The 11249-nt window shown below is 31.2% G+C and carries 14 protein-coding genes; all 14 read left to right on the plus strand.

Annotated elements, in window-relative coordinates:
• Nucleotides 1–29: 29 nt before the first annotated feature.
• Nucleotides 30–875, plus strand: coding sequence for an ethanolamine utilization protein EutJ (gene eutJ, locus B3603_RS22670; RefSeq protein WP_291569126.1), 846 nt, complete (start codon nucleotides 30–32; stop codon nucleotides 873–875).
• Nucleotides 876–938: 63 nt separating this feature from the next.
• Nucleotides 939–1259, plus strand: coding sequence for a BMC domain-containing protein (locus B3603_RS22675; protein ID WP_291569116.1), 321 nt, complete (start codon nucleotides 939–941; stop codon nucleotides 1257–1259).
• Nucleotides 1237–1500 (plus strand): EutN/CcmL family microcompartment protein, encoded by a 264-nt coding sequence (locus B3603_RS22680; RefSeq protein WP_039633159.1) that lies wholly within the window; start codon nucleotides 1237–1239, stop codon nucleotides 1498–1500. The genes B3603_RS22675 and B3603_RS22680 overlap by 23 nt, the downstream gene beginning before the upstream one ends.
• 74 nt (nucleotides 1501–1574) lie before the next feature.
• Nucleotides 1575–2237 carry a cupin domain-containing protein gene (locus B3603_RS22685; RefSeq protein WP_039633161.1) on the plus strand — a complete coding sequence of 221 codons (663 nt, stop codon included), beginning with the start codon at nucleotides 1575–1577 and terminating at the stop codon, nucleotides 2235–2237.
• A 20-nt stretch (nucleotides 2238–2257) separates the two neighbouring features.
• Nucleotides 2258–3025 carry a BMC domain-containing protein gene (locus tag B3603_RS22690; RefSeq protein WP_291569117.1) on the plus strand — a complete coding sequence of 256 codons (768 nt, stop codon included), beginning with the start codon at nucleotides 2258–2260 and terminating at the stop codon, nucleotides 3023–3025.
• 33 nt (nucleotides 3026–3058) lie between these two features.
• A complete protein-coding gene (locus B3603_RS22695; protein WP_291569118.1) occupies nucleotides 3059–4657 on the plus strand; it encodes an acetaldehyde dehydrogenase (acetylating) in 1599 nt (532 codons plus the stop codon).
• Nucleotides 4657–5307: a phosphate propanoyltransferase gene (locus tag B3603_RS22700; protein WP_291569119.1), complete on the plus strand. Its 651-nt coding sequence runs from the start codon at nucleotides 4657–4659 to the stop codon at nucleotides 5305–5307. Before B3603_RS22695 ends, B3603_RS22700 begins: the two co-directional genes overlap by 1 nt.
• Nucleotides 5308–5363: 56 nt before the next feature.
• Nucleotides 5364–5654: an ethanolamine utilization microcompartment protein EutM gene (gene eutM, locus B3603_RS22705; protein WP_291569120.1), complete on the plus strand. Its 291-nt coding sequence runs from the start codon at nucleotides 5364–5366 to the stop codon at nucleotides 5652–5654.
• 54 nt (nucleotides 5655–5708) lie between these two features.
• Nucleotides 5709–5999: an ethanolamine utilization microcompartment protein EutM gene (gene eutM / locus B3603_RS22710; protein ID WP_080619036.1), complete on the plus strand. Its 291-nt coding sequence runs from the start codon at nucleotides 5709–5711 to the stop codon at nucleotides 5997–5999.
• A 738-nt stretch (nucleotides 6000–6737) separates the two neighbouring features.
• Nucleotides 6738–8231 (plus strand): sodium-dependent transporter, encoded by a 1494-nt coding sequence (locus B3603_RS22715; protein WP_291569121.1) that lies wholly within the window; start codon nucleotides 6738–6740, stop codon nucleotides 8229–8231.
• A gap of 16 nt (nucleotides 8232–8247) precedes the next feature.
• Nucleotides 8248–8373 (plus strand): MetS family NSS transporter small subunit, encoded by a 126-nt coding sequence (locus B3603_RS22720; protein WP_312575132.1) that lies wholly within the window; start codon nucleotides 8248–8250, stop codon nucleotides 8371–8373.
• A gap of 260 nt (nucleotides 8374–8633) precedes the next feature.
• Complete coding sequence (locus B3603_RS22725; RefSeq protein WP_291569123.1) at nucleotides 8634–9464, plus strand: GNAT family N-acetyltransferase; 831 nt, start codon at nucleotides 8634–8636, stop codon at nucleotides 9462–9464.
• 205 nt (nucleotides 9465–9669) lie between these two features.
• Nucleotides 9670–10497 (plus strand): metallophosphoesterase, encoded by an 828-nt coding sequence (locus B3603_RS22730; protein ID WP_291569124.1) that lies wholly within the window; start codon nucleotides 9670–9672, stop codon nucleotides 10495–10497.
• A gap of 372 nt (nucleotides 10498–10869) precedes the next feature.
• The coding region (locus B3603_RS22735) for a winged helix-turn-helix domain-containing protein (RefSeq protein ID WP_291569125.1) at nucleotides 10870–11249 on the plus strand (380 nt) is incomplete at its 3' end.

An 11249-nucleotide genomic window follows, 5' to 3' on the forward strand; every position in this document is an offset into this window, starting at 1 on the left:
GTAGGAGGAAAAGAATGTCAAAGGGCAAAATGTCAAATCAAAGAATAAACTTTGAATATTGTGATGATTTAATTAAAAAATTCGAAGAAGTTATAAAAAAACCAATTACAAAAAAATCTTCTGTCTATTATACCGGTGTAGACTTAGGTACTGCATGTGTAGTTTTAGCAGTTTTAGATGAAAACTATAAACCTGTTGCTGGTGCATACAGATATGCTGATGTAGTTCGTGATGGTATGGTTGTTGATTATATTGGTGCAGTAAGACTTGTTAGAGAACTTAAAGAGGAAATAGAGGGGAAATTAAATACTGAGCTTATTTATGCAGCAGCAGCAATTCCACCTGGAACAGATACTTTAGATTCTGGAGCAATTAAAAATGTGGTTCAAGCAGCTGGATTTGAATTGACCTGTCTTTTAGATGAACCTACCGCTGCAAATGCTGTACTTAAGATTGAAAACGGCGCTGTTGTAGACATTGGTGGTGGAACAACTGGGATATCAATTTTAAAAGATGGAAAAGTTGTTCATGTTGTTGATGAAGCTACAGGGGGCACTCACTGTTCACTTGTTATATCAGGTGCATATAAAATTGATTTTTCAAAAGCAGATAAGTTCAAAAGAGATAATAAAAACCATAAAGAGATTTTACCGATACTAAAACCAGTAGTTGAAAAGATAGCATCAATAATTACTAATAATATTAGGAATTATAGTGTAGATGAAATTTCTTTAGTAGGTGGTACTTGCTGCTTAACAGGAATTGAAGGAATTATAGAAAAAAGTACAGGGATATATACTCATAAACCTAAAAATCCTATGTTTGTTACACCACTTGGAATAGCATTAAGTTGTACACAAGATATCATAGAATAAGTCACATTCAAATAAATTGATTGTCATTTATTTGAATGTGCTCAATAAGGAGAGTGTTTAAAAGTGGATTTTAGAATTATAAAATCACCTTCTGATAGCACTAAAGAAATTCTTAAAAGACGAATGGGTGGAAGTTGTAAAACGGATTTAGAAAACGCTGATGCAATAGGACTCGTTCAAGGTAAATTTATCGATATGATTTATGCGGCAGATATTGCTGAAAAGGCTGTTGGGGTTACTGTTGAAGATATTAGGGGATTATGTCCCCAGCACATGGTTTTAATTGGGATTTTAGGTGACACAGCATCAGTTGAAGCTGCATTAAACGAGATTAAATTGAAAATGAAAGAGGAAAAACAATATGATAGCAGCAAGACTTGTTGATAATATATGGGCCACTAGAAAAGCAGAATCCCTTAGCGGACTTAAATTTATGCTTGCTGAGGAAATTGGCGGAATAAATGACGGACGCAGATTTATTGTTGTTGACATTATAGGTGCAGGTATTGGTGATAAAGTTGTCGTTAGTACCGGATCATCTGCTCGCAGAATGTTAGGAGATGATAATATTCCTGTAGATGCAGTTGTTATTGGAATAATTGATCATGATTGTAATTTTGATTAGACCACATTCGAAAAAATCATAGTATTTTATGGTTTTTATAGATATCAAATACTATATTGAAAGGATGTGAAAACATGAAAAAATTAATCTGTGCAAAAGATGTTGAAGCATTAATATTAAAGGGCGAAAAAACACTTTATGTAGATGGCAGTGAAATAATTACACCATCAGCTCAAGATCTTGCAAAAAATAATGGAATAGTGTTTACTGCAGCAGCTCCTGCACCTAAAGTACAGGATTTAGGAGTTAACAAAACTCCAAGCATAGATAATATTGACAGCGAAATGTTGCTTAATTTCTTTAGAAAAATGATGGATAAGGGCCTTTTAGAAGAAATGCTTCAATGTTTAAAGCAAAAGAATCTTCCATTTGAAGCAGAGTGTGACCCTAATGGACTTAAAGTTGTTAGAGGAAATACGGTAAAAATGGATGTATTTGATACTGGTAATCCAAATGCAAAAGCTTATTTTCAAGAATTAGTAAGTAAAAAAGAATCAAAAATGAGTGCTGGGTTTTTAGTTATCGAAAATTCAAAGTTTGATTGGGAATTAACTTACGAAGAGATTGATTATGTTATTGAGGGAACCTTAACAGTTGAAATCAATGGAAAGACATATACAGCTTATCCTGGAGATGTACTATTTGTGCCATCAGGTTCTAAAGTGGTTTGGGGTTCACCAGATAAAGCTAGGGTATTTTACACAACATATCCGGCAAACTGGGCGGATCTTTTATAGAAGATTAGGAGGATTAGCCTATGAAAGCACTTGGTTTAATAGAAACAAAAGGATTACTTGCAGCTGTTGAAGCAGCTGATACAATGGTGAAATCTGCAGATGTAAGTATTATTGAAAAAACTTATGTAGGTGGAGGTCTTGTTACAATTTTAGTTACAGGTGATGTAGGTGCAGTACAAGCATCTATAGAAGCTGGAGTAGCAGCTGTTAAAGAACTTGATGAAGAATTTTTAGTTTCGAATCATGTAATTCCACGTCCTCATGAGGAAGTGGAAAGCATAATTGGACCTAATACTCCACCAGAGGTTTTAGAAGTTCCATCATTTAATGAAGAATTAAAAGAAGTAGAACAAGCCAAAGAAATACAAAAAACAGAAGAAGTAGAAGTAGAAGTAGAAGTACAAACTGAAAAATTAGAAGAAACAGAAGATGTAGAAGAAGCAGAACAAATTGAAGAAGTGAAAGAAATAGAAGATATAGAACAGAAAGAAGAAGTATATGTAGTAGAAGCTGAAGATGAGATTAAAGAAGATCAAGATGCTTTGAAAATGGATTTAGATAAACTACATAAGTTAGACTTAGAGAATTTGCATAAAGATGATGTAGACAATCTAGTAAATAAAAATGGTATAGAACAAACCCTTTTAATACTAGATAAGCTAAAAGTTATTAAGCTTAGAAATTTAGCTCGTGAATATAAAGATTTTGGAATTACAGGTAGAGCCACCTCAAAGGCAGGTAAGAATACACTAATTACTAAATTTAAATTATATTACGAGAAAAATTAGCTATTTAAGGTTTATGAAAGGAAGTAATGAATAATGGAAAACTTTGATAAAGATTTGCGTTCAATACAAGAAGCAAGAAATCTTGCTAGACTTGGAAAAATAGCAGCTGATAAAATTGCTGATTATACTGAGGAGCAAATTGATAAAATTTTACGTAATATGGTTAGAGTAGCAGAAGAAAATGAAGCTTGCTTAGCACAAATGGCAGTTGAAGAGACAGGCTTTGGTAAAGCTGAAGATAAAACTTTCAAAAACCATTTAGCATCTACTATATTATATGATTCAATCAAAGACATGAAAACTATAGGTGTAATTAGAGAAGATGAGGTAAATAAGACTATAGAGATTGCTGAGCCAGTTGGTTTAGTTATGGGTATAGTACCTTCAACAAACCCGACTTCTACTGCGATTTTTAAATCTATAATTGCAATTAAATCTCGTAATGCTATAGTGTTCTCACCACATCCATCTGCTGCAAAATGTACAATTAAAGCAGTTGAATTAATGAGAGATGCAGCTATTGAAGCTGGTGCACCAGAGAATATCATAAGCTCTGTAACTATACCAACAATTGCAGCTACAAACGATTTAATGAAAAGCAAAGAAGTTGCTATAATAATAGCTACAGGTGGTCCAGGAATGGTTAAAGCTGCTTACAGCTCAGGAAAACCAGCTCTTGGAGTTGGAGCAGGAAACTCTCCAGCATACATTGAAAGAACTGCTAATGTAGAAAAGGCTGTTAGAAACATTATTGCAAGTAAGACTTTTGATTATGGTACAATTTGTGCTTCAGAACAATCAATAATTTGTGAAGAATGCAATTATGATGCAGTTGTTCAAGAGTTCAAAAAGCAAGGCGGATATTTTATGACAGAAGAAGAAACTAATAAAGTTTGTAAGCTGTTATTTAAGAATGGACATGCTATGAATGCTAAATTTGTTGGAAGAAGTCCACAAGTTATTGCAAATGCTGCAGGATTCACAGTTCCATCAGACATTAAAGTACTTATAGGAAAGCAAAATGGAGTAGGTGAAGGTAATCCACTATCTTTTGAAAAACTTACAACAGTTCTTGCATTCTATACAGTAAAAGATTGGCATGAAGCATGTGAATTAAGTATTGAATTACTTCAAAATGGAATTGGTCATACAATGAGCATCCATACAGAAGATAGAGATATGGTTATGAAGTTTGCTAAAAAACCAGCTTCTCGTATTCTTGTTAATACTGGTGGATCTCAAGGTGGAACAGGTGCAAGCACAGGTCTTAACCCTTCATTTACTTTAGGTTGTGGTACATGGGGAGGAAGTTCAGTATCTGAGAACGTTACTCCTGAACACCTTATAAACATAAAAAGAGTTGCTTATGGTTTAAAAGACTGTGCAACATTAGCATCTAATGATCCAACTTTCAATCGTATAAAAACTGCTGAAAATTGCCATGCAGTACAAAATCAATTTATGAATATGAGCCCAGCTCAAATTGCAGCAGCTGCAGAAGTTTTAAATAAAGTTAATGATTCTGCTAAAAGCACTAACAATTGTACTGAATGCAATAGTGAAAGCACAAAAAATGAAGAACTTTTAGACTTAGTTAACCAAATAGTTGCTGCTATGAAGGGGGCAAACTAATGGAAAATTGCGAAGAAATATTAAGAGTTTTACTAGAAGCCATTAAAAGCAATGAAGCAAATAATGGAATTCAGAAAAATTCATCTGAGATTCCAGTAGGAATTTCAAATAGACATGTGCATCTTTCACAAAAGGATTTAGAGAGTCTTTTCGGTAAAGATTATCAGCTTACTAAGCTTAAAGACCTATCTCAACCTGGACAATATGCTTGTAAGGAAGTTGTAACAATTTGTGGACCAAAAGGTGCAATTGAAAAAGTTAGAATACTTGGTCCTGTAAGAAGTAAGACTCAAATTGAAGTTTTAGCTGGAGATTGCGTTAAACTTGGAGTAGCATCACATGTAAAATTATCTGGAGATTTAAATGGAACACCTGGAATCACAGTAATTGGACCAAAAGGTTCTGTTCAAATTGAAGAAGGATTAATGGTTGCACAAAGACACATTCATATGACACTTGAAGATGCTAGAAATCTAGGAGTACATGACGGAGAAATAGTATCAATAAAATTTGAAGATTTAAGAGGCGGAGTATATAGCAACGTGGCTATTAGAGCTAATAATTCTTCACAACTTGAGTGTCATCTTGATATTGAAGAAGCTAATGCAATGGGCATTAATTCAAAATCAAAAATAACAATAGTTAAATAAAGGTTATAAATAAAAATTAAAATATATAAATAAAAAATATTTAGGAGGATTTTAATATGAAATACGATGCATTAGGAATGATAGAAACAAAAGGCTTAATAGGAGCAATAGAAGCTGCAGATGCTATGGTTAAAGCTGCAAATGTATATTTAATAGGTAAAGAATATGTTGGAGGCGGACTTGTAACTGTTATGGTTAGAGGTGACGTTGGAGCTGTTAAAGCTGCTACAGACGCTGGTGCTGCTGCTGCACAACGTGTTGGAGAATTAATATCAGTTCATGTAATTCCAAGACCACATAGCGAAGTTGAAGTAATTCTTCCAGCATCTAAAGAAGCTACAAAATAAGATTTTTAATTGAAGCATAACATAATAAAAAACACCGATTAGGAGGATTTTAATATGAAACACGATGCATTAGGAATGATAGAAACAAAAGGATTAATAGGAGCAATAGAAGCTGCAGATGCTATGGTTAAAGCTGCAAATGTATATTTAATAGGTAAAGAATATATTGGAGGCGGACTTGTAACTGTTATGGTTAGAGGTGACGTTGGAGCTATTAAAGCTGCTACAGACGCTGGTGCTGCTGCTGCACAACGTGTTGGAGAATTAGTATCAGTTCACGTAATTCCAAGACCACATAGTGAAGTAGAAGTAATTCTTCCAGCATCTAAAGAAGCCGCAAAATAGATTCTAGGAATCTGAAATAAAATAACTAGTCAAAGATGCGACGCCTATTTTATGTCAGACAAGGAAACAGGTTTCGCTCATAGTTTAAGCTATGAGTGAGTTCTGTTGACGCAGTATGATGGAAAATAGACTAGTATACTGACTAGTTATTTTTTTGAAGATGCCTCAATTAAGCATAACATATAAAATAAAAACGCCGCTAAAGATAATTTAGCGGCGTTTTTACTTATGAAAAAGTTTGTTTTAGTTAAAATAAATGTGTTAAAGTTTTTAAATATCTGGAAATTAATTATATAGTTGAGAAAGATTTTCTTATGGTGTCAAAAGAAAGAAATAATTTCTAATGATTCATTATTTTTATATTATTTTTTAAATTATATTGACATTATTAAAATAGCATGATATCATAACATAAAATTACCAAGAGGAGGATTATTATGAATATCAAAATAAATATATCTGTTTCAAAATTGAATAATCTACTCTTATTAGCTAACTTAAGATAGCGGTTGCATAATAGATACGTTACATACTACTATAGGTGCAATCGCCAGAACAGGCGTTTTGCATCTATGGTGGCTAATTATTTGTATTGAAATAAATGGAGTCCCATAGATAGACTATGGGACTTTTATGATATCCTAGGTAAAAAAGTCTCATAGTATAAACTGTGGGGCTTTTTTATTTATAAATATCAATATTTGGAAGATTCAGACAAATAGTTTAGGAGGAATAGAAATGAAAAAATCCAGAGAACAATGGGGGACAAAAGCAGGGTTCTTACTTGCAGCTATTGGTTCTGCTGTAGGACTAGGTAATATATGGAGATTTCCTTACATAGCTTATTCAAATGGAGGTGGAGCTTTCTTAATACCATATTTCTTCGCTATATTCACAGCAGGAATACCACTATTAATTCTTGAATATGGAATGGGGCATAAATTTAGAGGTTCAACACCACTAGCAATAGCAAGAGCAAATAAAAAATGGGAATGGCTTGGTTGGTGGCCTATAATTAGCGCAGTTATAATTTTATGTTATTATTCAATGATTTTGAGTTTGGCTATAAAGTACTTAACATTAAGCTTTAATAAAGTATGGGGAAATGACACTAATAGTTACTTTTATAATGAAGTATTAAAATTATCATCATCGCCTTTCGATTTTGGAGGTATAATCGTTCCAATACTAATAGGAATAACTTTAGTTTGGCTAATTAACTGGTTTATATGTTATAAAGGAATAAAAGCTGGAATTGAAAAATTAAGTAAAATACTATTACCAGCTCTATTAATAATAATGATAATTATAGTAATAAAGGGGGTAGCTTTAGAAGGTGCTTCTTTAGGCTTAAACACACTGTTTACACCTGATTGGCAAAAAGTTAAAGATCCTAAAGTTTGGATTGCAGCATATGGACAAGTATTCTTTTCATTAAGCATAGCTACAGGAATTATGATGACTTATTCCAGTTATCTTCCTGAAAAAACAGATATAAATAACAGTGCATTCATGACAGCTTTTGCTAATTGTGGATTTGAATTTTTATCTGCCATAGGGGTTTTTGCAATACTTGGCTTCATGGCGACCAATCAAGGAGTATCTATTGATAAAGTTGCATCTGATGGTATAGGTCTTGCATTTATAGCATTTCCTAAAGTATTTTCAGTGATGGGCACATGGGGAAATATACTATCTGTATTGTTCTTTACTTGCCTAATATTTGCAGGATTGACATCAGCAGTATCCTTAGTTGAAGCAATATCCTCAGCCATAATAGATAAAACAGGATGGCAACGTAAAAAAGTAGTAACAGGAATTTTGTTAATTGGATTTATTATAAGTCTCTCCTTTGCAACTAAAGCAGGATTATACCTATTAGATATTATGGATAACTTTATTAATAATTATGGAGTAGTTGTAGTTGGATTATTAGAAACTATCTTAATAGGATGGATTGTAAAACCTAAAACTATTCGTGATCACACAAATTCAATATCTTATTATAGAATAGGAAAATGGTGGGATATAATTACTAAATATATAAACCCAAGTGTTTTAACTTTCATTCTAGTTCAAAGTTTTATTACAGAAATGCGTACACCTTATGGTGGATACAATTTATTGGCATTGCTTGTTTATGGATGGGGAGTTATTTTAATAGGAATTATCGGAGCAATTTTAATAAGTAAACAACCTTGGAGAGATAATATTAATTTAAAAAATGAATAAAGGTATGGTGATAAAAATGACATTAAGTGCAATAATATTCTTCAGTATAGGTGCGACAGTACTTTGGGGAGGATTATTTACTACTATAATAATTTCAATGAAAAAAGATAACTGTTCAGAAAGCAGAAAAATACAAAATTAATTGATTTGAAGTATTAAATGAAAGTATAAGCTGTTTTATTACAAAAGAACTTAATGACAGAACCTCTGTAATTTGCGTGAAATTATACTTTTTAATAGTTTTCATTAAATTGCTAATTATTTTAGGTTATGAATTAAAACATTTAATAGTGCAGTTATTTGTTGTAGATTAACTTTTTAGTAGCTTATCTGTAAATAGTTATTACAAGAAAAACAATGATTAAAACAAGAATATTTATATGGGTTAATGGGGCATTTAGGATGGAAAAATTAGAAAAGAATCAATATTATAAGGTTACTGAGTTATTAAATAGCTCAGGAGAAGAATGCAAATTTGCACTTTCTGTAATTGATAATAATATTCCAGGAGAGGTCTATGTAAATTGTATTGATAACCCTGAAAGCTGTTTAATAACAAGTATTTCAGGTAAATATCTAGTATTAGGAAAGGAAACAAATGAAGCTTTCAATAAAGATATTATAGATTTTTTAAAGAAAGCAGAAAATCATCATATATTTTATGATTTATATGCATCATCAAATAAGTGGATTGATATATTAGAGGAAATGCTAAGAGGAAGTGTAGTAAGGTTAAAACGTTCAATTTATATTTATGAAGGTAAAAATATAGATAACATAGATTTAAGTAGTGACTATGAAATGAAAAAGATGGATGAGGTACTTTTTCACAAATATGCAGATGAAATGGATAGTACTTTCAAAGTACATTGGGGAACCCCAAGAAATTTTTGCTCAAATGGAATTGGGCATTGTATTATGAGGGATAAAGAAATAGTTAGTGTTTGCACTACATTTTATATAGGCGGAGGTTATTCGGAAGTAAGTATTGATACAAGAGAAGAGTTTAGAAGAAAGGGCTTTGCAACTAAAGCATGCCAAATATTTATAAATACTAGTCTAAACAAAAAACTTATTCCATTGTGGGACGCTGATTATGGAAATGAACCTTCAAATCAATTAGCTGCAAAACTAGGATTTACCAAAGTAAAAGATTGTGAAATATTATGGTGGCACGAAAATCAGAAAGCAGTTGCCAATTATTTAAAAAAGTATAACTACGAAGATAAATAAGAAAAAATAATAAATTAAATCTTAGTTTTAAAATCTATGATAATATGATAAAATTTTATATATTTAAGAAGCTTATTAAAAAAATAGGCTTCTTATTTTTATATAATATAGATATAGTATGAAAAGATATATCTAACTTCCTATTAAGGCATATAAAATAATTGTTGAATAAAGGTTTAAATCTATAAATATAAGGAGTAGATAAATGAAAATATTAAAGAAGATAATAATATATCTAATAATAATTGTAGCTATTATCGGAGTATATTCAATGTACATAGAACCTAAGTTAATGAGAGTTAAAGATTATGGGACTATTATTGATAAAGGTGAAAGAAGAGAATTAAAAATTGTTCAGTTTTCAGATACGCAGTTAGGAGAGTTTTTTTCACTGGAACAATTAGAAAAAGTGGTAGAAAAGATTAATAGTACAGAGCCTGACATAGTTATTTTTGCTGGGGATTTGATAGATAATGCATCACAATATGAAGAGATATCTAAGATAGCTGATGTGTTAAGCAAAATAAATTATAAAATAGGAAAGTACGCAGTATACGGTAATCATGACTATGGAGGAGGGGCAGTTAGATATTATGACTCAATTATGGAACAATCAGGATTTAAAGTATTAAAAAATTCAAGTGAATATATAAAATTAGAAGATGCTAATATAAGAATATTTGGAGCTGACGAGAAACTTATGGGAGGCTATAATGCAGAAGAAACCATGAATGGTATTAATGAAAGTGATATTAATTTACTAATTCTTCATGAACCAGATTTAATAGATGATTTTAAAGATTATCCTATAGACTTAGCTCTTGCAGGTCACAGTCATGGTGGACAAGTATATATACCTTTCTATGGACCAATAATTAACAACGTATTATCTGAGAAGTATAATAAAGGTTTTTATCAATTAAATAATGAAAGAGAAACAAAACTATATGTCAATACAGGACTAGGAAATACCAAGTTGCGTCCTAGATTAGGAAACATTCCAGAGATAACTACCTTTATTATTAAAATATAAATAGATTTAATTCTAGGAATTTTATAAAAGAGGGGCTTACGTTAAAACAAGCTCCATTATCTAATCAAAGAATTAATAAGTAATTAAAATAAAGAAATTCCAGTTATATAAAGAGAGCTTATTAGAAAAAATAACAGCAAATGGATTAAGAGAAATAGATTCAATAAAGTTAAGAATAAATAATAGCTTGGTTGAATATTTAAGAAAGGAAGAAGGAGTACCTTTTACAGATACTCCTTCTTCTTTTACGTTAAGAGACGTTGGAATAAGCACATTGAATTTAGATATTGCAATATAAGTTGAAATGTTATAATTATGCTAATAAGATAAAATTAAATTATAATAAGATAAATCGTTAGAAGGAGAATAAATATGGCGATACCTACATATGAACAAGTAATGCTTCCTTTATTAAAGTGCTTAGAGGATGGAAGGACTTATAATAACAAGGAATGTATAGACATATTAGCTGAGAAGTTAAATATTACAGAACAAGAATTAAGAGAACTTTTACCTAGCGGAAAAAAGTTAGTATTTTATGATAGAGTAAATTGGGCTAAGACTTATATGAAAAAAGCAGGATTAGCAGAAGCTCCTAAAAGAGGAATGATAAAGATTACTCAACTAGGATTAGAGCTACTGCAAGAAAATCCAGTAGAATTAAAATCAAAAGACTTATTAAGATATAGTAGCTTTAATGAATTTATTAATTCTCATAATAAAAGTAAAAATAATAATGAAAATAATGAAAT

Origin of the sequence: Clostridium sp. UBA2485 (genome assembly GCF_002341865.1) — a bacterium.
Taxonomy (GTDB): domain Bacteria; phylum Bacillota; class Clostridia; order Clostridiales; family Clostridiaceae; genus Clostridium_J.